The sequence below is a fragment of the Eikenella sp. NML99-0057 genome (assembly GCF_001648535.1).
Classification (GTDB): Bacteria; Pseudomonadota; Gammaproteobacteria; order Burkholderiales; family Neisseriaceae; genus Eikenella; species Eikenella exigua.
In genome coordinates this window covers 592163-617143 of sequence record NZ_LXST01000001.1, presented here as the reverse complement: position 1 = coordinate 617143, position 24981 = coordinate 592163, and the positions used below count along the sequence as shown (strand labels likewise).

The 24981-nt window shown below is 56.4% G+C and carries 22 protein-coding genes and 3 pseudogenes; 14 read left to right on the top strand and 11 right to left on the bottom strand.

What is annotated here, in order from left to right; all coding sequences use genetic code 11:
• Positions 1–174: 174 nt before the first annotated feature.
• A complete protein-coding gene (gene mgtE / locus A7Q03_RS03000) occupies positions 175–1596 on the bottom strand; it encodes a magnesium transporter (RefSeq protein WP_067447170.1) in 1422 nt (473 codons plus the stop codon).
• A 437-nt stretch (positions 1597–2033) separates the two neighbouring features.
• Between mgtE and A7Q03_RS02995 the strand changes: the two are divergent.
• From A7Q03_RS02995 to A7Q03_RS02975, 7 genes and pseudogenes are all read left to right on the top strand, one after another.
• Positions 2034–2404, top strand: a pseudogene (locus A7Q03_RS02995) (NADH-quinone oxidoreductase subunit A).
• A pseudogene (locus tag A7Q03_RS09705) lies at positions 2405–2516 on the top strand (NADH-quinone oxidoreductase subunit B); the annotation flags it as partial.
• A 1-nt stretch (position 2517) separates the two neighbouring features.
• A pseudogene (locus tag A7Q03_RS09700) lies at positions 2518–2637 on the top strand (NADH-quinone oxidoreductase subunit C); the annotation flags it as partial.
• Between the two features lie 57 nt (positions 2638–2694).
• Positions 2695–2853: a DUF2818 family protein gene (locus tag A7Q03_RS10550; protein ID WP_231863705.1), complete on the top strand. Its 159-nt coding sequence runs from the start codon at positions 2695–2697 to the stop codon at positions 2851–2853.
• Positions 2854–2945: 92 nt separating this feature from the next.
• Positions 2946–4271: a tRNA (N6-isopentenyl adenosine(37)-C2)-methylthiotransferase MiaB gene (gene miaB / locus A7Q03_RS02985; RefSeq protein ID WP_067447166.1), complete on the top strand. Its 1326-nt coding sequence runs from the start codon at positions 2946–2948 to the stop codon at positions 4269–4271.
• Positions 4272–4409: 138 nt separating this feature from the next.
• Complete coding sequence (locus A7Q03_RS02980) at positions 4410–5900, top strand: subtype B tannase (RefSeq protein ID WP_067447164.1); 1491 nt, start codon at positions 4410–4412, stop codon at positions 5898–5900.
• 76 nt (positions 5901–5976) lie between these two features.
• Positions 5977–7314, top strand: coding sequence for an NCS2 family permease (locus A7Q03_RS02975; protein WP_067447162.1), 1338 nt, complete (start codon positions 5977–5979; stop codon positions 7312–7314).
• Positions 7315–7700: 386 nt separating this feature from the next.
• On the opposite strand, the gene A7Q03_RS02970 is transcribed toward A7Q03_RS02975, so the two are convergent.
• The 5 genes from A7Q03_RS02970 to ruvA all read right to left on the bottom strand — a co-directional run bounded on the left by A7Q03_RS02970 (position 7701) and on the right by ruvA (position 11645).
• Positions 7701–8066, bottom strand: coding sequence for a hypothetical protein (locus tag A7Q03_RS02970; protein WP_067447160.1), 366 nt, complete (start codon positions 8064–8066; stop codon positions 7701–7703).
• Positions 8067–8207: 141 nt separating this feature from the next.
• Entirely contained in the window at positions 8208–8495 is a 288-nt protein-coding gene (locus A7Q03_RS02965) for a hypothetical protein (protein WP_067447157.1), read from the bottom strand.
• A 299-nt stretch (positions 8496–8794) separates the two neighbouring features.
• Positions 8795–10204 carry a leucyl aminopeptidase gene (locus tag A7Q03_RS02960; protein WP_067447155.1) on the bottom strand — a complete coding sequence of 470 codons (1410 nt, stop codon included), beginning with the start codon at positions 10202–10204 and terminating at the stop codon, positions 8795–8797.
• Between the two features lie 77 nt (positions 10205–10281).
• Positions 10282–10896: a nicotinate (nicotinamide) nucleotide adenylyltransferase gene (nadD, locus tag A7Q03_RS02955; protein ID WP_067447153.1), complete on the bottom strand. Its 615-nt coding sequence runs from the start codon at positions 10894–10896 to the stop codon at positions 10282–10284.
• A gap of 167 nt (positions 10897–11063) precedes the next feature.
• Positions 11064–11645, bottom strand: coding sequence for a Holliday junction branch migration protein RuvA (gene ruvA, locus A7Q03_RS02950; RefSeq protein WP_067447151.1), 582 nt, complete (start codon positions 11643–11645; stop codon positions 11064–11066).
• Positions 11646–11742: 97 nt separating this feature from the next.
• Between ruvA and A7Q03_RS02945 the strand changes: the two genes are divergently transcribed.
• Positions 11743–12222 (top strand): NemA protein, encoded by a 480-nt coding sequence (locus A7Q03_RS02945; RefSeq protein ID WP_082880657.1) that lies wholly within the window; start codon positions 11743–11745, stop codon positions 12220–12222.
• 112 nt (positions 12223–12334) lie between these two features.
• Positions 12335–14176 carry a glutamine--fructose-6-phosphate transaminase (isomerizing) gene (gene glmS / locus A7Q03_RS02940; RefSeq protein ID WP_067447147.1) on the top strand — a complete coding sequence of 614 codons (1842 nt, stop codon included), beginning with the start codon at positions 12335–12337 and terminating at the stop codon, positions 14174–14176.
• 438 nt (positions 14177–14614) lie between these two features.
• On the opposite strand, the gene asd is transcribed toward glmS, so the two are convergent.
• Positions 14615–15733 carry an aspartate-semialdehyde dehydrogenase gene (asd, locus tag A7Q03_RS02935; protein WP_067447145.1) on the bottom strand — a complete coding sequence of 373 codons (1119 nt, stop codon included), beginning with the start codon at positions 15731–15733 and terminating at the stop codon, positions 14615–14617.
• Between the two features lie 196 nt (positions 15734–15929).
• On the opposite strand from asd, the gene gap reads away from it, so the two are divergent.
• On the top strand, positions 15930–16958 hold the full coding sequence (gene gap, locus A7Q03_RS02930) for a type I glyceraldehyde-3-phosphate dehydrogenase (RefSeq protein ID WP_067447143.1): 1029 nt from the start codon (positions 15930–15932) through the stop codon (positions 16956–16958).
• A 285-nt stretch (positions 16959–17243) separates the two neighbouring features.
• Here the strand turns inward: gap and A7Q03_RS02925 are convergent, their stop codons facing one another.
• Together A7Q03_RS02925 and A7Q03_RS02920 are read right to left on the bottom strand one after the other, a co-directional pair.
• Complete coding sequence (locus A7Q03_RS02925; protein WP_067447141.1) at positions 17244–17723, bottom strand: peptidylprolyl isomerase; 480 nt, start codon at positions 17721–17723, stop codon at positions 17244–17246.
• Between the two features lie 538 nt (positions 17724–18261).
• The gene (locus A7Q03_RS02920) at positions 18262–19488 is read right to left on the bottom strand and encodes an aspartate kinase (protein ID WP_067447139.1); all 1227 of its coding nucleotides are present in this window, start codon (positions 19486–19488) and stop codon (positions 18262–18264) included.
• Between the two features lie 339 nt (positions 19489–19827).
• Between A7Q03_RS02920 and A7Q03_RS02915 the strand changes: the two genes are divergently transcribed.
• Together A7Q03_RS02915 and radA are read left to right on the top strand one after the other, a co-directional pair.
• A complete protein-coding gene (locus A7Q03_RS02915; RefSeq protein WP_067447138.1) occupies positions 19828–20439 on the top strand; it encodes a class I SAM-dependent methyltransferase in 612 nt (203 codons plus the stop codon).
• Positions 20440–20508: 69 nt separating this feature from the next.
• Positions 20509–21888 (top strand): DNA repair protein RadA, encoded by a 1380-nt coding sequence (gene radA / locus A7Q03_RS02910; protein ID WP_064083873.1) that lies wholly within the window; start codon positions 20509–20511, stop codon positions 21886–21888.
• A gap of 242 nt (positions 21889–22130) precedes the next feature.
• Here radA and gloA read toward each other — a convergent pair whose 3' ends face one another.
• Entirely contained in the window at positions 22131–22526 is a 396-nt protein-coding gene (gene gloA / locus A7Q03_RS02905; protein WP_064105353.1) for a lactoylglutathione lyase, read from the bottom strand.
• Positions 22527–22736: 210 nt separating this feature from the next.
• On the opposite strand from gloA, the gene A7Q03_RS02900 reads away from it, so the two are divergent.
• Together A7Q03_RS02900 and A7Q03_RS02895 are read left to right on the top strand one after the other, a co-directional pair.
• Positions 22737–23447 carry a YafY family protein gene (locus A7Q03_RS02900; protein ID WP_067447136.1) on the top strand — a complete coding sequence of 237 codons (711 nt, stop codon included), beginning with the start codon at positions 22737–22739 and terminating at the stop codon, positions 23445–23447.
• 121 nt (positions 23448–23568) lie between these two features.
• Positions 23569–24162 carry a glutathione S-transferase family protein gene (locus tag A7Q03_RS02895; RefSeq protein ID WP_067447134.1) on the top strand — a complete coding sequence of 198 codons (594 nt, stop codon included), beginning with the start codon at positions 23569–23571 and terminating at the stop codon, positions 24160–24162.
• A 66-nt stretch (positions 24163–24228) separates the two neighbouring features.
• Here the strand turns inward: A7Q03_RS02895 and A7Q03_RS02890 are convergent, their stop codons facing one another.
• Positions 24229–24891 carry a peptidoglycan DD-metalloendopeptidase family protein gene (locus A7Q03_RS02890; protein WP_067447132.1) on the bottom strand — a complete coding sequence of 221 codons (663 nt, stop codon included), beginning with the start codon at positions 24889–24891 and terminating at the stop codon, positions 24229–24231.
• Positions 24892–24981: the final 90 nt, after the last annotated feature.

The window sequence follows — 24981 nt, the reverse complement described above, 5'->3', positions numbered from 1 at the left end:
AAATACTTATTTCTTCATGCCTTGTTGGCTCGTTTAGCCGTACTACTTAGTACTGCCTACGGACCACCGCCTTGTATGAAACATCATTGTTGCAGCTATAAGTTTTCTGCCGCTCAATTTTTCAGGTAGCCTTTGTGTAGTAGGAAAAGGCTACCTGAAAATTTGAACCTGGTGTTAAAGCAAAAAGATTGTAGCCAGCCCGAGGAAAATCAGGAAGCCGCCGGAGTCGGTAACGGCGGTAATCAGTACCGAGCTGCCTAGTGCCGGATCACGGCCGAGTTTATCCATGATCACCGGAATCAGCACGCCCACGGTGGCGGCGAGCAGCAGGTTTAGCGTCATGGCGGCTACCATCACCAGGCCGATGCCGATGTTTTTATACAGCAGCCAGGCCACCACGCCCATCACGCCGCCCCAAATCACGCCGTTGATCAGTGCCACCCCCACTTCTTTGCGCAGCAGATGCAGCGCCTGGCTACCTGAAAGCTGTCCCATGGCCATGGCACGCACAATCATGGTGATGGTTTGGTTGCCGGAGTTACCGCCGATACCGGCCACAATCGGCATTAGCGCGGCCAGGGCGACAATTTGGGCAATGCTGCCTTCGAATGCGCCAATCACACGACTGGCGAGGAAGGCAGTGCAGAGGTTGATGGCCAGCCATATCCAGCGGTTTTTCACGGAATCAAGCACGGGAGCGAACAGGTCTTCGTCTTCCTGCAAACCGGCCATGTTCAACATATCGGCTTCGGTTTCTTCACGAATCACGTCCACCATTTCGTCCACGGTCAGGCGGCCGATGAGTTTGCCATCGGCATCGGTCACGGGCGCGGTTACCAAGTCGTAACGCTCAAACGCCTGTGCGGCTTCTTCGGTATTGTCTTCAGGGCGGAAGCGCACAATATCGCGCGCCATGATGTGCTCGACGATTTCGTCGGGGTCGGCCACGAGGAGCTTGCGGATGGGCAGCACGCCTTGCAGTACGTCGTTTTCGTCGACCACGAAGATTTTGTCGGTGTGGTCGGGCAGGCTCTCGAAGCGGCGTAGGTAGCGCATCACCACTTCGCAGGTAACATCGGCGCGGATGCTCACCAACTCGAAGTCCATGATAGCGCCCACTTGGTCGTCGGCAAACGACATGGAGGCCTGTACTTTGGCGCGTTCGTCTTCATCCAATGATTGCAGGGCTTCGGCCACGACTTGGCGCGGCAGATCGTCGGCCAGCTCGGCCAAGTCGTCCACGTCCATGTCTTCCACGGCAGCCAGGATTTCCTGCCGCTCCATGTTTTCAATCAGAGATTCGCGGACGGCATCAGATACTTCAAGCAGAATAGTGCCGTCGCTCTCCGGTTCAACCAGTTTCCACACTAACAGGCGCGATTGCAGCGGCAGTGATTCGAGTACGGCGGCAATATCGGCTGGATGCAGCTCGTGCAGAATTTCGATGAGCTCGGCCAGGCAGCTGTTGAGATAGGGATTATCCAGCACGCTTTCGGGCCGGATGGTGTTGGACACCGGCAGCAGGGCATCGGCCAGTTCGTGAATACGGCCGGTGTCGATCTGCGGTTGTTCGGAAGAGGGCAGTAGGGTAGGCATGCGCACTCCTTACCGTGCATCACGGTAATGGCGCACGGGAGAAATCAGGAAGAATAAATAAGGGAAAACAAAATCGGATGGGAACCGGAAGGATCCATAAGTTTGGCGCCCCAATCTGGCATCAATAGCAAACCAGCGTATTCTACACGTTTTTGCACTGCGGCGACAAACTGCTTTCAGGTAGCCTGCGGCAGGGAAATCATGCGCTATATCCATACATTTTATATGGCCAAACTTATGACATTGATTTAAATCAAAACTGTATGGAGGGCAAAGGGTTTTTGCTTGCGTTATTCTAATATAAAAAATCATTATCATCATATACTATATTAGTAACATTATACTTTTTATCCTACTTACTTTGAATGTGGTAAGAATTTAGTTCTAATATGAGATGGTTTTACCTGCATTTTTATGTATATTTCAGAGTGCAATCTATGTCGGCTAACTATTTTTCCGTACTTATCTTTAATTTTAGTTGGTCTGATTGCTGGCGTGCCATGTATCCTGCTGGGCACCAGGCGCCACCATGCTGAAAAAGACCAGCCGTTTGAATGCGGCTTTGAGGAGTTTGAAAATGTGCGCATGAAGTTTGATGTGCGTTATTGCTTGATGGCGATTTTGTTCATCCTGTTCGATTTGGAAGCGGAATTTATGATTCCATGGGCAGAGGTGTTCAAAGATTTGTTGGCGCAGTTGAGGAAGTTTGCCTTCTGGTCGATGTTTGTCTTCATCGTCGTGCTCGGCGTAGGCTTTGTGTATGAATGGAAAAAAAGGAGCACTGGAATGGGAGCAGAATGCATTCTGAATTAAAGGGTTCATAATCCCCAGTGGGGATACTGTGCTCAACTATGTGTGCATTGGTTCGCTGTGGCCGGTAACCTCCGGCTTGGCTTGCTGCGGTGGAGATGACACACGCCGTACAGCATCGTCTTCGAAAATCATCCCGACTTGTGCCACATCCTTGCCAACTACGGCTTCGTTGGCCACTCCTTCTGCAAAGGCTTCTCTATTTCCGGTTATGTCGAAATGCGTTTCGATTAAATCGAAAGACGCGTTATGCACTAAAAACATTCTAAACCGACATTGGGCAGGGCGATGACTGCGGCCATGTATCTGCTGTTGCTGGTGGCCTTGGTGTGTGCCAACCTGCCGTTTGTTATGCAGCGCTGGTTTGGCCTCAAAAGGCTACCTGAACTTCTTCGATTTGGCAGGAGTTCAGGTAGCCTTAAATCATACTACATCATTTTGTTTTAACTCCGCCTTTTCATCCCACGGCGTACTGCGTATAATGCCGCCTCCGCAAATCATCAGCCCCGCAATTACGGGACACCAAAGAAGAACAAACCATGAAAAAAGTTTATATTCGCACCTTCGGCTGCCAAATGAACGAATACGACAGCGACAAAATGCTTGCTGTTCTCGCCGAAGAACACGGCGGCATCGAGCAGGTTGCCGAGCCGGACAACGCCGACATCATTCTGTTTAACACCTGCTCCGTGCGCGAAAAAGCGCAGGAAAAAGTGTTTTCCGACCTCGGCCGCATCAAACCCATCAAACAGAAAAATCCCAATGTGATCATCGGTGTGGCAGGCTGCGTCGCCTCGCAGGAAGGCGCAGCAATTATCGAGCGCGCGCCTTATGTGGACGTGGTATTCGGCCCGCAAACCCTACACCGCCTGCCCCAAATGATTGTGGATAAAGAAACCACCGGCCATTCGCAGGTGGATATATCGTTCCCAGAAATCGAAAAATTCGACCACTTGCCGCCTGCCCGCTTGGACGGTGGCAGCGCGTTTATCTCCATCATGGAAGGCTGCTCCAAATATTGCAGCTTCTGCGTGGTGCCCTATGCGCGCGGCGAAGAATTCTCCCGCCCGCTTAACGACGTGCTGACCGAAATTGCCGGTCTGGCGCAGCAAGGTGTGAAAGAAATCAACTTGTTGGGGCAGAACGTGAACGCTTATCGCGGCGAAATGGACAACGGTGAAATCTGCGACTTTGCCACCTTGCTGCGCATCGTCCATGAAATTCCCGGCATCGAACGCCTGCGCTTCACCACCAGCCACCCGCGCGAATTTTCCGATGCCATCATCGAATGCTACCGCGACCTGCCCAAGCTGGTGTCGCACCTGCACTTGCCGATTCAGAGCGGCTCCGACCGCGTATTGAGTGCGATGAAGCGTGGCTACACCGCCTTGGAATATAAATCCATCATCCGTAAACTGCGTGCCATCCGTCCCGATTTATGCCTGAGCAGCGACTTCATCGTCGGCTTCCCCGGCGAAACCGAGCGCGAGTTCGAGCAAACACTGAAGCTGGTGAAAGACATCGCCTTCGATTTGAGCTTCGTGTTTATTTACAGCCCGCGCCCCGGCACGCCCGCGGCCAACCTGCCCGACGACACGCCGCACGAAGAAAAAGTGCGCCGCTTGGAAGCGCTGAACGAAGTGATTGAAGCGGAAACGGCGCGCATCAACCAAATCATGCTCGGCACAGTGCAGCGCTGTTTGGTGGAAGGCATCTCCAAAAAAGATCCCGACCAGCTCCAAGCCCGCACGGCGAATAACCGCGTGGTGAACTTTACCGGCGATGTGTCGCTCATCAATCAAATGGTAGAGATCGAAATCACCGAAGCCTTCACTTTCTCGTTACGCGGCGAGTTGGTGGAGTAAGCAATAGGCTACCTGAAAAACGCATCCATAGATTTTAGTTTCATAGAAACCCGTCATCTTTCGGAGACTCGTTTTCAGGTAGCCTGTTAGCATTTTAGGCGTACAATCACGCTTTTCGAGCATGTAGAAAGGGATGACATGATGAAATTCAAACCCACCCTGTTGGTCGGTATCTTAGCGTTGGCTTGCGGCAGCGGCATGGCACAAACCGTGCAGGCCGGCCAAGTACATAGCCTCGATTTCCGTACTCAAACCTACACCCGCCAAAGCACCGTAGTGAACGGCCAAACCGTGGCTTATCGTGCTTATGAAAATATCGTGTATGTGGCTAATCCGGCCGACAGTGCTTATCAAACCATCAATATCTACATCCCCGAAGCCTATTTCAACGGTGGCAGCATCAACGGCTACACCGCGCAAACCGCGCCCATTTTCCTGCCCAACCAAATCGGCGGCTATATGCCGGCCAAAGCCGGTGTGCCGGGGAAGGGTGGTTTCGGCTCAAGCAAAGAAGGGCAAGGTGACGCCATGCAGGCTGCTTTGGCTAGAGGCTATGTAGTGGCCTCGCCTGGCGCGCGCGGCCGCACCGCCGCCACCGGCAAAGCACCCGCTGCCATTGTCGATTTGAAAGCAGCCGTGCGTTACCTGCGGTTTAACGATGCGGTGACGGCAGGTGATGCTGAAAAAATCATCTCTAATGGCACCAGCGCGGGCGGTGCTTTATCTGTGTTGCTCGGTGCCAGCGGTAATCAAGCCGACTACGAGCCCTATCTGCAACAGCTTGGTGCCGCTCCGGCCAAAGACCATATTTTCGCCGTTTCCGCCTATTGCCCGATTTCCATTTTAGATCATGCTGATGCTGCCTATGAATGGCAGTTTAATGGTGTGAATGACTACCAAAAAATGGATATTTCCATGATCGATTACCATGTTGAACGCAAATTGGTAAACGGTACGCTCACCAACGAGCAAATCCAAATTTCAGGTAGCCTTAAAGCCCAATTCCCAGCCTATGTGAACAGTCTGCGCCTGCGTGATCCGCAAGGCCGGGTACTGCTGTTAGACGCGCAGGGAAACGGCAGCTTTAAAAACTATGTTGCCTCCTTCCTGCGCCGCTCCGCCCAAAGCCAGCTAGATGCAGGTAAAGACTTGAGCAGCCGCAACTGGCTCACTATCCGCAACGGCAAAGTGAGTGCCGTGGACTTTGCCGCCTATGCCCGCGCCGCCGGCCGCCAGAAAACCCCGCCTGCTTTCGATGCGTTGGATTTGAGCAGCGGCGAAAACCAACTGTTCGGCACCGCCACCACCGACAAACAGCACTTCACCGCCTTCTCCTACCAACACCGTGCCAATGCGCAAGCCACCTTGGCCGACCCGCAGACGGTGAAGCTGATGAACCCGATGCACTACATTAGCCGCCACACCGCACCACAGCATTGGCGTATCCGCGTTGGCACGGCCGATAGCGATACCTCGCTGGCCATAGCCGCCATCCTCACCGCCAAGCTGCAAAACAGCGGCAAACGGGTGGACTTCGCATTGCCGTGGGACGTACCGCACAGCGGCGATTACGACTTAGACGAGCTGTTTGATTGGATGGATAAAACCGTACGCCAGCCGCGCGGCTAACCACTGAGGCTACCTGAAAGATACTGACGTAGTAGAACCGTAACGAACAACTTTTCCCAACCCAACCCGAAACATCATGCAATCCTTTCTAGACCGTTATTTCAAACTTTCCGAAAACAAAACCACCATCCGCACCGAACTGATGGCGGGGCTCACCACCTTCCTCACCATGTGCTACATCATCGTGGTGAATCCGCACACCTTGTCACAGGCGGGGATGGATTTCGGTGCGGTGTTCGTGGCCACTTGCATTTCCGCCGCCATCGGCTGCCTGATTATGGGCGCGCTGGCCAATTATCCGATTGCGCTGGCGCCCGGTATGGGGCTGAATGCCTATTTCACCTTCAGCGTGGTCAAAGGCATGGGCGTGCCGTGGCAGGTGGCGCTGGCGGCGGTGTTTGTGTCCGGTATCATCTTTATTTTGTTCAGCTTTTTGAAAGTGCGCGAAATGCTGGTGAACGCGCTGCCGATGAGCCTGAAAATGGCGATTGCCGCCGGCATCGGCCTGTTTTTGGCGCTGATTGCGCTTAAAGGCTCGGGCGTGGTGGTGGGCAATGAGGCCACGCTGGTGCACATGGGCGAATTCCGCCTGCCGGTGGAAGGGCAGCCGGGTGTGTATACGCCGAATTGGCCGATGCTCTTGGCGCTGCTGGGCTTTTTCATCATCGTGGTGCTGGATTACTTCCGCGTGCGCGGCGCCATCATCATCGGCATTTTGGGCGTTACCCTGTTGGCCGTTCCGCTGGGGCTTACCCGCTTCGAGCGCGTGGTGTCGGCCATTCCCAGCATGGCGCCCACCTTTATGCAGATGGATTTCAACCATCTGTTTTCAGGTAGCCTGATTGCGGTGATTTTTGTCTTTTTCCTGGTGGATTTGTTCGATAGCACCGGCACGCTGGTGGGCGTGGCACACCGTGCCGGCCTGTTGGAAAACGGCAAACTGCCGCGCCTGAAAAAAGCCCTGTTTGCCGATTCCGTGGCTATCGTGGCCGGGGCGGCGCTGGGCACTTCCTCTACCACGCCTTATGTGGAAAGCGCCTCCGGCGTGGCTGCAGGCGGCCGCACCGGGCTTACTGCCGTTACCGTGGGCGTGCTGATGCTTGCCTGTCTGTGGTTTTCACCGCTAGCTGAAGCTGTGCCCGCCTTCGCCACTGCGCCGGCACTGTTGTATATCGGCATCCACATGATGCGCTCGGCCACGGAAATCGACTGGCACGACATGACTGAAGCCGCGCCTGCCTTCCTCACCATGGTGTTTATGCCGTTTTCCTATTCGATTGCCGATGGTATCGCCATGGGCTTCATCAGCTATGCCTTGGTGAAACTGTGCTGTGGCCGATCCCGCGATGTACCGCCGATGGTGTGGGGTGTAGCCGTATTGTGGGCATTGAAATTCTGGTTCTTGGGCGCATAAGGCAGGTTTGAATATTGGAGAGAAAAGGCTACCTGAAAAATTTCAGGTAGCCTTTTTGTATGTGTGGCAGAAATGAGAATGCGGGGGCGCTGCTGGTGGGTTTGCGCCTGTTTGGGGTGCGCTGGCTTGAAATGGCTGATGAAAAGTTTGCGGTTCAGGATAGAAAGACTACCTGAAAACATTTTGCCAATAGTCAAGAAGCTACCTGAAAGATCTAGCTTGGTTGAAGCTATGTTTTCAGGTAGCCTGTTTTTATAGCCTTGTATAGCCAATCAACTTAACTTCCAATACCGCGTTGGCTCATCTTGCCGTACTAGCTGTACTGCCTGCAGCTCGCCGCCTTGTATCGATTGTCATTTAATTGGCTATAGCCACATCTGTCTGAATCAATCATAACGGCGGCACTGAATATCCGAATCCGTGCAGAAAATCGCATTTTGCTCAGCCTGGCAGGCGCGGCGGACTTGGGCGCGGGCAAGGCCTTCATTGTGGCTGGTGGCCTCATAGGTTTTGCGGAACGGGGTAACGCTGCACACATAAGCAGTATTGCGGCCTGCCCGGTGTTCAATGATGACTTCGCGCACGCCGCTGTTGCGGGCAGACTGATTGCGCTCCAGCACGGCGATACGCGCTTCCAAACTGGCAATGCGCCGCTCTAGCGTGCTAATACGCGCAGCATCATCGGCCGGTGCGGCATAGAGCGCAGTGGGCAGGGCGGAGAGGGCAAGTAGGAGGGGAAGTAGTTTTTTCATGAAAATCCTTGAGTTGTGAAGGGAATTATATTTCAGGTAGCCTTTCGGGATGGGATACTACCTGAAAAATGGAAAATAAAACAGAGTGGGTGTAAATAAATGAGCTTAGTGTTTTCCTGGCATGGGAGAATTGAAGCCACCCTACCGGTTTGGGCAACGCTTCAGTTTGGTAGGCGGCGGCAGGGGGCATTGTGTCATTTCTTTGCCGGTTTGGTCGTCGATTTGGGTTTGAAGCATGGTGTCGGTGTCAAGGCTGTCGATGTGCGGAGTGATGGTTTTGGCCTGGTGATCACTATCGAGGATGATGGCGATGCGGTGCTCTATGTTGCGGAGCTCAGGATCGTTGCCGATGGCTTGGCGGATGGCAGCATCGTGCTGCGGGCGGGCATAGCTGCTATTCCAGATGAAGGTTGGGGTGTCGTTGGACAATTAGGTGCCGTTGTCGCTTTGCCGGGAACCGAAGTTGAGGCCTTAGCGGCGGAAGGTATAGTCGCCGATGCAGCCGGCGTGGTGGTTGAGGCGTAGGGTGAGACTGTCGGTAACGGTAGCGTAGATGTCGGGGTATTCAGTGATGCAGCGCCAGTGGCCGCCGAGTTGGGCTTCGTTGATAGGTGCAGCATGGGCGGCACTGAGGGTGGCAGTGAGGATAAGGTTGGTTTGGTGGGAGTTAGGTTTCAGGTAGCCTGCTTCTTGCCACAGCAGGCTACCTGAAACTTATGGCTGCTACTTTACACGCCGGCTAGGTTGCAGAGGTATTGCCATAAGAGCGGAACGGGGCGGCCGGTGGCGCCTTTTTCTTTGCCGGATTTCCAGGCAGTGCCGGCGATGTCGAGGTGCGCCCAGGTTTGTTCTTTGGTGAAGTGGGCGAGGAAGGCGGCGGCGGTGAGGGTGCCGGCGGGGCGGCCGCCGATATTTTGCAGGTCGGCAAAGTTGGATTTGAGCTGCTCGCTGTATTCTTCAAACAGGGGCAGCTGCCAGGCTTTGTCGCCACTTTGGCGGGCAGCTTCGAGCAGGCTGTCGGCCAGTTCCTGATTATTAGCCACCAGGCCGCTGGCAGCGCTGCCCAGTGCGATGACGCAGGCGCCGGTGAGGGTGGCCACGTCGATGAGGGCGGCGGGCTTGAATTGGGCGGCGTAGGTGAGGGCGTCGCACAGGATCAGGCGGCCTTCGGCATCAGTGTTGAGGACTTCGATAGTGGTGCCGTCCATGGCGGTTACAATATCGCCGGGCTTGTTGGCGGCGGCATCGGGCATGTTTTCGCAGGCGGGGGCGACGGCGATGAGGTTGATGGGCAGTTTGGCGCGGGCGGCGGCAATGAAGGTGCCGATTACGCTGGCAGCGCCGCACATGTCGAATTTCATTTCGTCCATTTCGGCACCGGGCTTGAGGGAAATGCCGCCGCTGTCGAAGGTTACGCCTTTGCCCACGAGCACGACAGGCGCGGCATTTTTATCGGGCGCGCCGAAGTAGGAAAGCTCGATTAAGCGCGGCTCTTGGGCACTACCTTTTGCTACCGACCAGAACGAGCCCATGTGTTCACGGATGTAGTTGGCGCCGAGGATTTTGGCAGACGCTCCGGCGGCTTGGGCTTCGGCGCGGGCGGTATCGGCCAAATAGGCGGGTGTGCAGATGTTGCCGGCGGTGTTGCCGAGGTCTTTGCACAGATTGATGCCGTACAGTAGGGCTTGGGCGCGGCCGAGCGCATCTTGGGCGGATTGGTCGGCTGCGGGGGCGAAGAAATCGGCTTGTTGCAAAGCGGCGGGTTTAGCGGTTTTTTTGAAGCGGTCGAAACGGTATACGGCTTCGCCCAATGCGGTGGTGAGCACGTTGAGGGCGTCAGCCAATTCGGCGGCGGAGAAGGCGCTTAAGTCGATGGCAAGCACGGGCTGCTTCTGTGCCCAGCCGGCGGCGTGTCGGAAGGCTTTGGCCAGCGTGTCGCGCCCTGTGTTGTCGAGTTTGAGCACGGCGGTGTCGGCAAAGCCGCCGTTAGCGGGAATGCGGGCGGCGGCGAAAGGTTCGCTTTCGGTGAGCGTGCCGTAGAGCAGGGCGGCGGTTTCATCGGCCGGGGAGTCGGTGCACAAAAACAGGCGGGCGGTTTGGCCGGTGGGCAGGGTGGTGGAATGGAGATGGAATTGCATGTTGATCCTTGAATCTTGAGTAGGGTGGAAAACGGGTGGCATTTTATCGCTTGACGCGGGGAAAAGGCTACCTGAAGTTATACGCCGGTATGGCAATACAGTTGGTGTTGCCGGATGTAGCCGAGTACGGCGGGTGGGATGTCGGGGCTGGTGTGTTCGGTGGCGAGCTGTTGGCGGATTTGGCTGGAGCTGATGGGCAGCGGCTCGGCTTGCAGGATGTGTAGGCGGCCTTGAGGCAGGGCTTCGGCTAGCCAACTTTGGAGTGGGGCGGGAGCTTGGGTGAGGTTGCTGCCGGGGCGGGGGGCAGCAGCGATGCGGCATTGGCGCACGAGGTTTTGCCAACGGTGCCAGGTGTGCAGTTGCAGCAGGCTGTCCATGCCGATGAGCAGCCATAGCTCGGCGGCGGGGAAGTGTTGGCGGAAGATTTGCACGGTGTCGTGGGTGTAGGTGGCGCCCTGGCGGACGATATCGCAGTCGCTCACGGCGAGGCGGGAATCGGCTTGGGCGGCGATTTCGGCCATGGCGAGGCGGTGGTGGGCGGTGGTGCGGGGGATGGTTTTGTGGTAGGGGTCGCCAGCGGGCAGGAGGATGACGCTTTCTAAATCCAGCTCGTCGGCAAAGCTGCGGGCGATGTGCAGGTGGCCGTTGTGGATGGGGTCGAAGGTGCCGCCGAAGAGGCCGATGCGGGGCATGGTGGGGGTTCCTTTGCGCTGGGTTTCAGGTAGCCTTTGGGTGGGCGGCGCCAATTAGCTTAACTTTGTGCTGCGGCATTGGCTCGCTTTGCTTGGGCTGTGTGTTGATTTGCCATAAAGGGGCTACCTGAAAATGGTTCGATAAATTTCAGGTAGCCTTTATCTGTTTATTTCAGCAGGTTTTTCAGGGCTAAACGCACGCCTTCGCCCACTTCGGTGTCGGGCGGGATACCTTTGGCAGCGGCACGGGCTTCTTTTTCGTTGTAGCCCAGGGCGAGCAGGGTGCTGACGATGTCTTCGCTGCTATCGCCTGCTTGGGCGGCGGGCTGGGCTTGGGCACTGCCGGAGGCGGTGAGTTTGCCGCGCAGTTCGAGCACCATGCGTTCGGCGGTTTTCTTGCCGATGCCGGGGGCGGAGGAGAGGCGTTTGATGTCTTCGGCGGCGATTGCGGCAGCGAGTTCGTCGGCATTCATGGCAGAAAGAATGCCGAGCGCGGTTTTGGCGCCGATGCCGCTCACTTTGATGAGCTGGCGGAAGGTGTTGCGTTCGCTGTGGCTGCCGAAGCCGAAGAGAAGGTGGGCATCTTCGCGCACGATGAGCTGGGTGTAGAGCGAGACGGTTTCGCCCACGGGGGGCAGGGTGTAGAAGGTTTGCATGGAAACGTCGGCTTCGTAGGCGACGCCGTTTACGTCGATAACGACTTGCGGGGGGATGGCTTCGATGAGTTTGCCGGTGAGCTTGCTGATCATGGGATGAGGTTACCTGAAAAATGGGAAGAGGAGCATTATATCGGTTTATTCAAACGGGTTATAATCGGGCATTGATTTTGATTGGGTTTAAGGGGGAATGATGATGAAAAAACGGAATTTTGCGGCTGCCGCCTGCGTTGCGCTGTTAGCCGGCTGTTCGGGCAGCAATGTGCTGCTGGGTTTGGGCTTTGCCGGCCGCCATCTTGGCTTGGGCACGGGCTTGAGTATTCCGGTGGGCAGCCGGAATAATGGCAGCAATGTGCAGGATTTGGGTGGTTTGCGCATTATTGAGGAGCAGGTGGTAACGTATTTCGATACGCAGGGCAAGGCGGTGCCAAACGAAGTGAAGGGCGGCTACTACCGCCAGCTGCTGAGCCGCCAGAGCAGGGGTTATTTGGTGCAGGATTTTTACGAGAGCGGGCAGAAGCGCAGCGATGCCATGCTGCTCACCCGCGAGAGCCTGTATGATTTCCGCGCCCATCCGCAAAACGGGGTGCTCACCACTTATGCCATCAACGGCAATATTTTATATCAGCAGAATTTTAGAAACGGTAAGATGGTGTCGGCTTCGTATTAAAACAAGCAATATTGGAGAATCGGGCTGCCTGGATGGCGGCCTGGTTTGCTATAATCTGCTCGATTTTTTGCCGCTTCGGCGGCTGGCAACCAAATAATAGAAGGGCTTTGCAATGTGCGGTATTGTGGGCGCGGTGCGCGCCAAGCAAAATGTGGTGGATTTTCTCACCGACGGCCTGAAGCGGCTGGAGTATCGGGGCTATGATTCTTCCGGTATTGCGGTGGGCACGGAGCAGGGCGTGATCGAGCGCGTGCGCCGCGTGGGCCGCGTGCAGCAGATGGAAGACGCAGCCAAGGCAGCCGGCCTGTGCGGCCACATCGGCATCGGCCACACCCGCTGGGCTACCCACGGCGGCGTAACCGAGCCCAATGCGCATCCGCATATTTCAGGTAGCCTGATTGCGGTGGTGCACAACGGCATCATCGAAAACTTCGAGGAAGAGCGCACCCGCCTGCAAGGCTTAGGCTATGTGTTTGAATCGCAAACCGATACGGAAGTGATTGCTCACAGCGTGCACCACGAATACACCGCCAACGGGCACCGGCTGTTTGCCGCCGTGCAGGCTGCCTGTGCGCGTTTTCACGGCGCGTATGCGATTGCCGTGATGGCGCAGGACAAATCGGCGGAATTGGTGGTGGCACGCATGGGCTGCCCGCTCTTGGTGGCCTTGGGCGAGGGCGAAACCTTTGCCGCATCAGACGTTTCTGCCGTAGTGGCCTTCACGCGCCGTATCGTGTATCTGCAAGACGGCGATATTGCCGAATTGGGCAGCGAAGGCATCCGCCGCCTTGTCGACCGCAGCGGGCAGGAGGCCAAACGCGAAGTGCGTGTGTCCGAGCTGTCGCTTACCTCGCTGGAGCTGGGCCCTTACAGCCACTTCATGCAGAAGGAAATTCACGAGCAGCCCAAGGCGATTGCCGACACCGCCGAAGTATTCCTCGGCGGCGGCTTCGAGCCGGAAAACTTCGGTGCCAAAGCGCGGGAAGTGTTCGAACACATCCGCAGCATCAAAATCTTGGCCTGCGGCACTTCCTACTACGCCGCGCTCACCGCCAAATACTGGCTGGAAACCATCGGCAGAGTGCCCACCGATGTGGAAATCGCCAGCGAATACCGCTACCGCGACGTGATTGCCAGCCCCGACCAACTGGTGGTTACCGTATCCCAATCCGGCGAAACGCTGGATACCATGGAAGCCTTGAAATACGCGCAATCGCTGGGGCAGAAGCACAGCTTGTCCGTGTGCAACGTGATGGAATCGGCCCTGCCGCGCGAGAGCGAACTGGTGCTCTACACCCGCGCCGGCGTGGAAATCGGCGTGGCCTCCACCAAGGCCTTTACCACCCAGCTGGTGGTATTGTTCGGGCTGGCGGTTACCCTAGGCAAAATGCGCGGCCATGTATCCGAGCAGCAGGCGCAGTCTTATATGGAAGAGTTGCGCCAGCTGCCCGGCAGCATCCAGCATGCGCTCAACCTCGAGCCGCAGATTGCCGCCTGGGCGCACAAATTCGCCGAGAAAAACAGCGCCCTGTTTTTAGGGCGCGGCATCCACTACCCAGTGGCCTTGGAAGGTGCGCTGAAACTCAAAGAAATCACTTATATCCATGCCGAAGCCTACCCCGCCGGCGAGCTCAAACACGGTCCCTTGGCGCTGGTGGATGCGAATATGCCCGTGGTGGTGATTGCGCCGAACGACAGCCTGCTGGACAAAGTGAAATCCAATATGCAGGAAGTGGGTGCGCGCGGCGGCGAGCTGTTTGTGTTTACCGATTTGGACAGTAACTTCCAGCCCAGCCCCAATGTGCACATCATCCGCACCCCGCGCCATGTGGGTGTGCTCTCGCCGATTGTGCACACCATCCCCGTGCAGCTTCTGGCCTACCACGCCGCCTTGGTGCGCGGCACGGATGTGGACAAACCGCGCAATTTGGCTAAATCAGTAACGGTGGAATAGTGCCGCTGGAATGATAAAAGGCTACCTGAAAGTTTTGGGCTTTCAGGTAGCCTTTGGTTTGAGGGGTAGATACGGGGTATCGCGGATTAAGGTTAAATCCGGATAAGGCGGTGAGCCGCAGGTAATACAGCTAATACGGTAAGGTGAGCCAATGTATCTAACAGGCCGTGTTGCATGGAGGTGTGAGGCTGGGTAGTTCGTTGGGTAGCAGGCTGATGCTGCAGCAAAATGTTTGTGTTAGTGCGTAGTGAAATGACGAACAGCGGCTGACCAGGCTGGAAATTTAGGTTTCGTGAGGCGGAATATGGAGAGTGTTAGGCTAGCAAATCGGGGGGAGGAGGATCGATTTGTTGTGATCGAAATGGCTGGCAGTAACGAAACAGGCTACCTGAAAATTTTCAGGTAGCCTGTGTTTGTCGGATTGAGGCTAAGACACCATCAATCTAAATTGCCCAATACGATGCGCAGGATACGACGGATAGGTTCGGCTGCGCCCCAGAGCAGTTGGTCGCCCACGGTGAAGGCGCTGATGTATTCGCCGCCCATGGCGAGCTTTCGGATGCGGCCTACGGGCACGGTGAGCGTGCCGGTAACGGCGGCGGGGGTGAGCTCGTGCATGCTGGCTTCTTTGGTGTTGGGTACGACTTTCACCCAATCGTTGGCACCGGCGAGCAGGCTTTCGATTTCGGATACGGGCAGATTTTGTTTCAGCTTCAGGGTGATGGCCTGGCTGTGGCAGCGCATGGCGCCGATGCGTACGCACAGGCCTTCCACGATGGTGGGGCGGCTGCCGCCGAGGATTTTGTTGGTTTCAACGTCGCCTTTCCATTCTTCTTTGGATTGGCCGTTGCCCAGGTCTACGTCGATCCACGGAATCAGACTGCCGGCCAGCGGCACGCCGAAGTTGGCTTTGGGGTAGTCGGGCGAGCGCAGGAAGTCGGATACTTTGCGGTCGATATCGAGGATGGCGCTGGCGGGGTCGGCCAGTTCGGCAGCTACTTTGCTGTGGATGGTGCCCATGCCGCTGATGAGTTCGCGCATATTTTTGGCACCTGCGCCGGAGGCGGCTTGGTAGGTCATGCTGGAAGCCCATTCCACCAGGCCGTTTTGGAACAAGCCGCCCAGGGCCATCAGCATCAGGGAAACGGTGCAGTTGCCGCCGATGTAGTTTTTCACGCCGTTTTGCAGGGCGGCGTCGATTACGTTGCGGTTTACCGGGTCGAGCACGATTACGGCATCGTCATTCATGCGCAGGGCGGAGGCGGCGTCGATCCAGTAGCCGTTCCAGCCGGATTCGCGCAGTTGGGGATACATGGATTTGGTGTAGTCGCCGCCTTGGCAGGTAACGATGATGTCCATTTTGGCCAGTTCGGCGGGGTTGTTGGCATCAAGCAGGGTTTTGGTGGCCTGGCCGAAATCGGGGGCATTGCCGCCTACGTTGGAGGTGGTGAAGAAATAGGCTTCGGGGATGTGGGCGAAATCGTTTTCTTCGCGTATACGCTGCATCAAAACCGAGCCGACCATGCCGCGCCAGCCGACAAATCCTACTTTTTGCATAACTGCTCCTTGACGGTAAAGAAGTGTGAATGAAATGATACTGCCTTTTTAACCCTGCGGCGGGGAAAAGTAAAGGGGGGTAGAACAGCGAGGGGTGGGTTTTCACCAGCAAAGCCGCTATAATACGATCCGTTATTTTGTGTCTGCCCGGGCTGTTTGGCGCGGGGTTTTCTTAGAACCTACGAAAGGTGTAAATATGAGTTTGAAGATTGCCATCAACGGCTATGGCCGCATCGGCCGCCAAGTGTTGCGCGCTATTTACGAATACGGCTTGCGCGACCAGTTTGAAGTCGTCGCCATCAATACCGGTGGCGATTTACAAACCAACGTTCACCTGACCAAATTCGATACAGTGTACGGCCGCTTTGCCGCCGAGGTGTCGCACAACGAAACCCATTTGATTGTGAACGGCGACAAAATCCGCTTCTTGTCTCAGCGTGATCCGGCCGATCTGCCGTGGAAAGAGTTGGGTGTGGATTTGGTGTTGGAGTGTACCGGTGCCTTTACCAGCAAAGAGAAAAGCTCGGCACACATTAAAGCTGGTGCGAAAAAAGTGCTGATTTCTGCGCCTGGCGGTGATGATGTAGACGCCACCATCGTATACGGTGTGAACCACCAAGTACTCACACCCGGGATGACCGTTGTATCCAATGCTTCCTGCACTACCAACTGCCTGGCACCCGTGGCCAAAGTGCTGGCCGATGGCATGGGCATTGCCAAAGGCTTGATGACCACCATCCACGCTTTTACCAACGACCAAGTGCTCACCGACGTGTGCCACAAAGACCTGCGTCGCGCCCGCAGCGCAGTGGAAAACATGATTCCTACCAAAACCGGCGCTGCCAAAGCCGTGGGCTTGGTGCTGCCCGAGCTCAAAGGCAAGCTCGACGGCTTCGCCGTGCGCGTGCCCACCATCAATGTTTCGCTGGTGGATTTAACCTTTGAAGCCGGCCGCGATACCAGCGTGGAAGAAATCAACGCACTAGTGAAAGCCGCCAGTGAGGGCGATCTGAAAGGCGTGCTGGGCTACAACACCCTGCCGCTGGTATCTTCCGACTTCAACCACACCACCCAGGCTTCTGTATTTGACAGCACGCTGACTAAAGTTTCCAACGGCAATATGGTGAAAGTGTTGTCTTGGTATGACAACGAATGGGGCTTCTCTTGCCAGATGTTGAACACCGCCCGCGCGATGTTCGGGATGCCGGTGCGCCCGTTTGAGTAATGCTTGTTTGTGATGTGAAAGGCTACCTGAAAGGTTTCAGGTAGCCTTTTGTGTGGTGTGTTGGTTATCGGTCGGCTTTGCTATGCCGATATTTTGTTTGGCTTGCTTCAGGTAGCCCAAAAGATTTCAGGTTACCTGAAAGTGCGGTTTCAACGAAGTTAAAACGAAGTACAGCGGAGTTTCTGCGAAGCTAAAGTTTACGGCCTCCAACTTTGAAAGAAAAAACAGGCGGGCTGCCTATTGTGGCAACTTGTGGCAACCCGCCTGTTTGTACGAATACGGTAGTTAGTGGTGATGGCCGTGTGTACCATGGGCATGGCCGTGGGCGAGTTCTTCGGCGGTAGCGGGGCGGATTTCGGCTACTTTGCCTTTAAAACGCAGTTTCATGCCGGCCAGCGAGTGGTTGCCATCCACCACGGCTTTGCCGTCAGCGATGTCGGTTACGCGGTAAACCAGGGTGTCGCCGGTTTCGGGGTCGTCGGCTTCAAACATCATGCCCACTTCCACTTCCACGGGGAAGACGTTGAGCGGCTCAAGGCGCACCAATTCGGGGTCTTGCTCGCCGAATGCATCATCGGGGGAAAGGGTTACGTCCACTTCTTCACCCACGGTCTTGCCGTGCAACGCTTCTTCCACCAGCGGGAAAATGCCGTCGTAACCGCCATGCAGGTAGGCGATGGGCTCTTCTGTTTTGTCGATTAGCTGGTTGTTGGCATCAAACATTTCGTAATGCAGAGTTACTACGGTGTCTTTTTCGATGTTCATGGCAAGTCTTTCCTGCTTGGGGACGGTTAGGAAAATACTATTTTACTGCATTGCAAGGTTTAGACAATGTGGCAGTAGCTTGGGCGTGGTAGGAGGAAATTTGCCGACACTCTGTTTGTTTGTATACGCAGTGGTGAAGCGGTTGAGGTTAAATGGCGGAGGTAGCCTAGGTGTAGCGGGTTGCAGTTTGGTTGAGGGGGTGTTGTTTTCTGTTGATTTATTTTAGGTTTTGTTGTGTTTGGGTAGGTTGGCTGGCGGTGTGTGGAAACAACGGAAGGGTTTTCAGGTAGCCTTTGTGGCGACGGGGATAGAGTGGTTTGTGAATATGGATAGTTTACAAAAAGATAAAATTTTTTTACTCGGAATACGGGCTAGGGCGGATAAATAAAAGGTCGGCATAGCAACGCCAACTTACTCTTGCCACGTTTTAGTTGTGTTTTCAGGTAGCCTCTCCTCCTAAAGGCTACCTGAAAATGAAAATTTGGTTTTTACAATGTAAAAAAATACCCTGTGCCGGAGGGGCTGCGGGGTAGGGCGGTTATTGCTGACGGTCGAGGCAGAAGGCTTTGTGCAGCACGCGGGTGGCGAGTTCGAGGTATTTTTCGTCGATCAACACGGAAACTTTGATTTCGGAAGTGGAAATAAGTTGGATATTGATGTTTTCCTCGGCCAGGGTGCGGAATATTGTGGCGGCCACATCGCTGTGCGAGCGCATGCCGATGCCGACGATGGAAACTTTGCACACGGTGTCGTCGCCGTGGATATCGGATGCGCCAACACTTTCCCGCACACTTTGCAAAAGCTCGAGCGTGTGGCGGTAGTCACCGCGCGATATGGTGAAGGAAAAATCGGTGGTGCCTTCTTCACCGGCGTTTTGGATAATCATGTCCACTTCAATATTGGCGGCGGAAATTGTGTCCAAAATCTGATAGGCGATACCAGGCTTGTCGGGAACGCCGCGCACGTTGATGCGGGCTTGGTTTTTGTCGAATGCGATACCGGATACAATGGCTTTTTCCATGTTGGGGTCTTCCTCGTAAGTAATCAGGGTGCCTTCGCCGCCATCGGTGAGGCTGCTCAATACGCGCAGGCGCACTTTGTATTTGCCGGCAAATTCTACCGAGCGGATTTGCAGCACTTTGCTGCCCAGGCTCGCCAATTCGAGCATTTCTTCAAATGATACGGTGTTCATGCGCCGCGCTTCGGGCACCACGCGCGGGTCGGTGGTGTAAACGCCGTCCACATCGGTGTAGATTTGGCATTCGTCCGCTTTGAGTGCGGCGGCCAGTGCCACGGCAGAAGTATCGGAGCCGCCGCGCCCCAGCGTGGTGATGTTGCCCTCGGCATCTACGCCTTGGAAGCCGGCCACAATCACCACCTTGCCTGCCGCCAAATCGGCACGCATTTTGCTGTCGTCGATGTATTCGATGCGGGCTTTGGTGTGAGAATTATCGGTTTGCACCAACACCTGCCAGCCGGTGTAGCTCTTGGCCGGAATGCCGATGTCCATCAACGCCATGGCCAAAAGGCCGATGGTTACCTGCTCGCCGGTGGCCAACACCACATCCATTTCGCGTGGGTCGGGAAACTCCTGGATTTCGTGTGCCAACGCCACCAGGCGGTTGGTTTCGCCGCTCATGGCGGACACCACCACAACCACATCGTGCCCTTCGGCACGGGCACGGGCAATGCGTTTGGCCACATTCTTAATGCGATCGGGGCTTCCTACTGAAGTCCCGCCATATTTCTGTACCAATAAAGCCATTTGCTTGAATACTCTCTTTACTTTTGAAGCCAATCCGTATCACACATGGCAACGGATTGGCCGAAAATTGGGAAGTGGACAGTTTGCCGATATATCAGGCAGAGCGGCATTATTGCCAGTTCGGCATAAAAAAACAAGCCTCACATCGCCGCAGCCGTGCCATTACCTAGGGTCGCAGCAGTATTCGCGGCAGAACTTTTCCCTTGTCGGGCCAACCGCCGCGCAAAGGGTTTGCTACAATCCGTCTGCCCGAATACGCAAAGGTTACCTGAAAACAAATTGTCTGCCCCTATTTTCAGGTAGCCCCAACCCATATCAAGGCTACCTGAAAATCCCACCATGCTCCGCACCCTCAAAACTATCTGGCACGGCCTCACCGCCAAAGGCGCACTCTTCCCCCACCAGCTCGCCTTCACCCTGCTCATCCCCCTGCGCAACTGGGCACTTTCCCCCGCTGAGCTGGTGCGCCGGCTCGAGTTGCAGCCGCAACAGCGTATTCTCGAAGTAGGCTGCGGGCCGGGCTATTTCAGCCCCGTACTCGCTCGCGCCGTGCCGCAGGGCAGCTTGGTGTTGGCCGACATTCAGCCCGAAATGCTGGCCAAAGCCCGGCGTCGGTTGGAAAAACGCCATATCGCCAATGCCGAATACCACCTGTGCAGCGGCAGCAGCTTCCCCTTTGCCAGCGGCTCATTTCACCGTATCGTGCTGGTAACCGTTTTAGGAGAGGTGGCCGACCAAGCGGCCTACCTCGCCGAATTCCACCGCCTGCTCGCTCCAGACGGGCTGCTGTCCATTTCTGAAGCCGCCGGAGATGCGGATAAACTCAGCTGTACCGAGCTTATCCAATTGCTCGAGCAATACGGCTTCACCCCTGTGCAACAGTTCGGCAACGAGCGCAACTACACGCTGAATTTCAGCAAAACAGATTTGAGCTTGGTAGAAACCTGCTAAGCTTTCAGGTAGCCCCAACCAATAGCTAAAAGGCTACCTGAAAATAAAAGATACAAGGAAAACAATACTATGGCCAAAGCCCCCAAAACCCTCTACACCTGCACCGAATGTGGCGGCACCGTGCCCAAGTGGCAGGGCAAATGCCCGCACTGCGGCGAGTGGAACACCTTACAGGAAGGCATCGCTGCGCCGGAGCCGAAGAATGCCCGTTTCCAATCGTGGGCGGCGGACACCACGCAAGTGCAGGAACTCTCCAAAGTTACCGCCGCCGAAGTGCCGCGCGAGCCCACCGGCATGGGCGAACTCGACCGCGTGCTCGGCGGCGGGCTGGTGGACGGCGCGGTGATTTTGTTGGGCGGTGACCCAGGCATCGGCAAGTCTACGCTGCTACTGCAAACCGTTGCCCTGATGGCGAAAAAACGCAAAGTGCTGTACGTGTCGGGCGAAGAATCGGCGCAACAGGTCGCCCTGCGCGCGCAGCGGCTGGGGCTGGATGCGGACGGCGTGCATTTGCTGGCGGAAATCCGCTTGGAAGCAGTGCAGGCTGCTTTGAAGCAGCACCAGCCCGCCGTGGTCGTCATCGACTCGATTCAAACCATGTATTCCGACCAGATTACCTCCGCGCCCGGCTCCGTGTCGCAGGTGCGCGAGTGCGCCGCCCAGTTCACGCGCATGGCCAAGCAGATGGGCATCGCCATGATTTTTGTCGGCCACGTCACCAAAGACGGCGCGATTGCCGGCCCGCGCGTGCTCGAACACATGGTGGATACCGTGCTGTATTTTGAAGGCGACCAGCATTCCAACTACCGCATGATTCGCGCCATCAAAAACCGCTTCGGCGCGGCCAACGAGCTGGGCGTGTTCGCCATGCTGGAAAACGGCCTCAAAGGTGTGTCCAACCCCTCCGCCATCTTCCTTGCCAGCTACCGCGACGACGTGGCCGGCTCGTGCGTGTTGGTCACGCAGGAAGGCAGCCGCCCGCTGCTGGTGGAAATCCAAGCGCTGGTGGACGATGCGCATGGCTTCACGCCCAAGCGGCTCACCGTCGGCCTCGAACAAAACCGCCTCGCCATGCTGCTGGCCGTGCTCAACCGCCACGCCGGCATCGCCTGCTTCGACCAAGACGTGTTCATCAACGCGGTGGGCGGCGTGAAAATCAGCGAGCCGGCAGCGGATTTGGCGGTGATTCTGGCGATGGTGTCCAGCTTCCGCAACAAACCACTGCCGGAAAAAATGGTGGCCTTCGGCGAAGTGGGATTAAGCGGCGAAGTGCGCCCCGTGGCACGCGGGCAGGAGCGGCTGAAAGAAGCGGAAAAACTCGGCTTCAAACGCGCCATCGTGCCCAAAGCCAACCTGCCGCGCAGCAAAAAAGAATTCCCCGGCCTGGAAATCTTCGGCGTGGAACGGCTGGACGAGGCGGTGAGATTGTGCAGGGATTTGGCGGAGTAGGGTGCAGGCTGCCTAAGAAATAGAGATATAGCAGATTCACTTAACTTCCGATACGGCGTTGTCTTGCCTTGCCTCCTTTCTGTACTGTCTGCGGCTCGCTGCTTTGTATTGAAATTTAATTGAATCTACTATGGGATGGGCAATTGTTGCCTGCGTGTTTGGTGTTTTTACGGCCGTCTGAAACCGATCATTGAAAAGGCTACCTGAAAAATTCAGGTAGCCTTTATTGTTTTCCTATTGCCTTAATCTTCACGGCCGTGTTTTTGGATAAACTCGATTTTGTAGCCATCTGGGTCTTCCACGAAGGCGATAACGGTATTGCCGTGTTTCATCGGGCCGGCTTCGCGCACTACTTTGCCGCCTTTGGCGCGCACAACATCGCAAGTAGCATAGGCGTCTTCCACTTCGATGGCGATGTGGCCGTAGGCGTTGCCGAGGTCGTAGCTTGCGGTATCCCAGTTGTGGGTGAGCTCGAGCACGGCGGTTTCGTCTTCGCTGCCGTAGCCGACGAAGGCGAGAGTGAAACGGCCTTCGGGGTAGTCTTTGCGGCGCAGAAGTTTCATGCCGAGCACTTCTTGGTAGAAGGCGAGAGAGGCATCAAGGTTGCCGACGCGCAGCATGGTATGGAGGATTCGCATGGTTTGTCCTTGGTAGGTGTTTGCTAGGGAAGCGGATTGTAGCAGGTTCGTGGCGGGCTGAGGAGCTTGGGGCGGCCTGGAAACGACGGAGCTGGATTTCAGTTAGCCTCTTGCCGCAGTTGTTTGCAAACGCGGTATCATCCCTAATTATGTTCAGGTAGCCTCCCATTTAAGCCATCAGGCTACCTGAAACCCGTCCGGAGATTCATCATGCCCAGCCGTACCGACCGCCTGCTCAAACTCTTGCAGCTTCTGCGTGCCAGCCGCCATCCGAAAAGTGCACGGCTGTTGGCGCAGGAGCTGGGCATCAGCGTGCGCTCGGTGTATCGCGATATCGATACCTTGCGCGGGCAGGGCGCGGTGATTGGCGGGGAAGCAGGCGTGGGCTTTGTGTTGCAGCAGGATTGTAATCTGCCGCCGCTGATGTTTAGCGAAAACGAGCTGGAAGCGCTGATGCTGGGTATGCGTTGGGCGGCGGCGCATGCCGATGGCGAAATGGCTGAGGCGGCGCACTCGGTGTTGGGCAAGGTGCACGCGGTGTTGCCAGCACGCCTGGCCGAGCAGGCGGCGGCACATGCGGTGTATCCGATGGGCGGCACGGCGTATGGGAGCGGCGAAGAGCAGGTGTTGGCGCTGGTGCGGCAGGCTTTGCGGCAGGAAACGGCGCTCAGCTTCAGCTATACGGATTTGCGCGGGCAGGCCAGCAGGCGCACGGTGTGGCCGGTGGCGCTGGGCTATTTGGACGATGTGCGGCTGCTGGCGGCCTGGTGCACATTGCGGCAGGCCTTCCGCCATTTCCGTTGCGACCGCATCACGCAAGCCCAAATCGGCGCGGCCTATCCCATGCCGCACCGCCTGCTGCTGCAATGCTGGCGGCAACAGGAAGGGCTGGATTTGAGTACGTTTGATTTGAGCCGCTAGTGTTGATTTCGTTTCAGCGATGGCCTTGGCTGCTGACAAAAACTGACACAGCCAAGGCGTATCATGACTGCACTTTCAGGCTACCTGAAAACATAATAAACTGTTTTAAAAAGGAAACATCATGAGCAAAATCACCCTCTATACCGTGCACCCTTCGCGTGGCAACAATGTACGCTGGATGCTGTCCGAATGCGGTGCAGATTACGACACCGTGGCGCTGGATTACCCGCAGCTCAAAGAGGCAGGCTATTTAGCCATCAATCCGATGGGCAAAGTGCCCGCCATCGCGCATGCCGGGCAAGTGATTACCGAGTTGCCCGCCATCCTCACCTATCTGGCCGAGCTTTTCCCCGAAAAACGGCTGATCCCTGCCGCGGGTACGCCGGAGCGTGGGCAATACTACCGCTGGCTGTGGTTTGGCACGCAGCTTGAATACGCCATTCTCGACCGCTGGCAGCAAGTGCCGCAGAGCGAAGATCGGCGCCGCGCTATCGGCTATGGCGATTTCGACACTGCGCTGCACACCCTGCAAACCCTGCTGGCCGACGGCCGCGAATACGCCGTGGGGCAGCACTTTAGCGCGCTTGATTTATACTTGAGCGGCCTCTTGGCCTGGGGCATGTTCCGCACCCAAGTGGTGCCAAACGTTGAGCCGTTTGCAAGCTATATGCAGCGTCATCTGCAACGGCCGGCAGCGCAGGCGGCTCAGGAGTAGGGCGCAGATGTGAAAAAGGCTACCTGAAGGCGTACACTTTCAGGTAGCCTTTCATGTGTCAAACGTTTATTTCGGCAGGTAATCCATCGGATTGACGGCTCGGTTGTTGACGCGCACTTCGAAGTGCAGTTTCACGCGGTCGGTGCCGCTGCTGCCCATGGTGGCGATGGTTTGCCCGGCGGACACCTGTTGGCCTTCGCGCACACTGATTTGGCTGTTGTGCGCATAGGCGGTGAGCATGCCGCCGGTGTGGTTGATGAGGATGAGCTTGCCGTAGCCGCGGATGCCTTCGCCCACGTAACTCACGCGGCCGGGGGCGGCGGCTTTCACAGGGGTACCGGCGCTGCCGGCGATGTCGATGCCTTTGCTGGAAGAACCGTTAAACTGGGTGATGATTTCGCCGCGAGCTGGCCATTGCAGGCTGCTGGGCGCGGCGCTGGGGCGTTCGGCCGGGGTGCGCGTTACTGTGCGGTTGGTGGTATTGCTGGCGGATGTGCTGCGGTTGTTGCCGCTGCCCACGCGCAATCGTTGGCCCACTTCGAGCTGGGAAGGGTTTTTCAGGTTGTTCCAAGCCATCAGGCGGGAGACGGGCTGGTTGAAGCGTCGGCTGATGCGGTAGAGCGTGTCGCCGCGCTGCACGCGGTAGTATCGATTGCCGGAGGATGTACCGGCGCAGGCGGCCAGGAAGGCAGTGCATAAGAGGGCGGTGCAGGCGGGGGAGAATTTCATGAAGCGCTCCGTGTAATGGGGCAGCTGGGCTACCTGAAAAATGAAAGAGACAGCGGGTGTGAACCAAGCAAACTTGCCGTGTGCTCAAGT

Bases quoted from the DNA above. Each gene is read 5' to 3' on its own strand.
- asd (WP_067447145.1), bottom strand. From the start codon at position 15,733: ATGCAAAAAGTAGGATTTGTCGGCTGGCGCGGCATGGTCGGCTCGGTT.
- A7Q03_RS10550 (WP_231863705.1), top strand. From the start codon at position 2,695: ATGACTGCGGCCATGTATCTGCTGTTGCTGGTGGCCTTGGTGTGTGCC.
- A7Q03_RS02890 (WP_067447132.1), bottom strand. From the start codon at position 24,891: ATGAAATTCTCCCCCGCCTGCACCGCCCTCTTATGCACTGCCTTCCTG.
- A7Q03_RS02980 (WP_067447164.1), top strand. From the start codon at position 4,410: ATGATGAAATTCAAACCCACCCTGTTGGTCGGTATCTTAGCGTTGGCT.
- A7Q03_RS02920 (WP_067447139.1), bottom strand. From the start codon at position 19,488: ATGGCTTTATTGGTACAGAAATATGGCGGGACTTCAGTAGGAAGCCCC.
- gloA (WP_064105353.1), bottom strand. From the start codon at position 22,526: ATGCGAATCCTCCATACCATGCTGCGCGTCGGCAACCTTGATGCCTCT.
- A7Q03_RS02975 (WP_067447162.1), top strand. From the start codon at position 5,977: ATGCAATCCTTTCTAGACCGTTATTTCAAACTTTCCGAAAACAAAACC.
- A7Q03_RS02925 (WP_067447141.1), bottom strand. From the start codon at position 17,723: ATGAACATCGAAAAAGACACCGTAGTAACTCTGCATTACGAAATGTTT.
- gap (WP_067447143.1), top strand. From the start codon at position 15,930: ATGAGTTTGAAGATTGCCATCAACGGCTATGGCCGCATCGGCCGCCAA.
- A7Q03_RS02915 (WP_067447138.1), top strand. From the start codon at position 19,828: ATGCTCCGCACCCTCAAAACTATCTGGCACGGCCTCACCGCCAAAGGC.
- A7Q03_RS02900 (WP_067447136.1), top strand. From the start codon at position 22,737: ATGCCCAGCCGTACCGACCGCCTGCTCAAACTCTTGCAGCTTCTGCGT.
- ruvA (WP_067447151.1), bottom strand. From the start codon at position 11,645: ATGATCAGCAAGCTCACCGGCAAACTCATCGAAGCCATCCCCCCGCAA.
- A7Q03_RS02970 (WP_067447160.1), bottom strand. From the start codon at position 8,066: ATGAAAAAACTACTTCCCCTCCTACTTGCCCTCTCCGCCCTGCCCACT.
- A7Q03_RS02960 (WP_067447155.1), bottom strand. From the start codon at position 10,204: ATGCAATTCCATCTCCATTCCACCACCCTGCCCACCGGCCAAACCGCC.
- nadD (WP_067447153.1), bottom strand. From the start codon at position 10,896: ATGCCCCGCATCGGCCTCTTCGGCGGCACCTTCGACCCCATCCACAAC.
- radA (WP_064083873.1), top strand. From the start codon at position 20,509: ATGGCCAAAGCCCCCAAAACCCTCTACACCTGCACCGAATGTGGCGGC.
- A7Q03_RS02945 (WP_082880657.1), top strand. From the start codon at position 11,743: ATGATGATGAAAAAACGGAATTTTGCGGCTGCCGCCTGCGTTGCGCTG.
- miaB (WP_067447166.1), top strand. From the start codon at position 2,946: ATGAAAAAAGTTTATATTCGCACCTTCGGCTGCCAAATGAACGAATAC.
- A7Q03_RS02895 (WP_067447134.1), top strand. From the start codon at position 23,569: ATGAGCAAAATCACCCTCTATACCGTGCACCCTTCGCGTGGCAACAAT.
- glmS (WP_067447147.1), top strand. From the start codon at position 12,335: ATGTGCGGTATTGTGGGCGCGGTGCGCGCCAAGCAAAATGTGGTGGAT.
- mgtE (WP_067447170.1), bottom strand. From the start codon at position 1,596: ATGCCTACCCTACTGCCCTCTTCCGAACAACCGCAGATCGACACCGGC.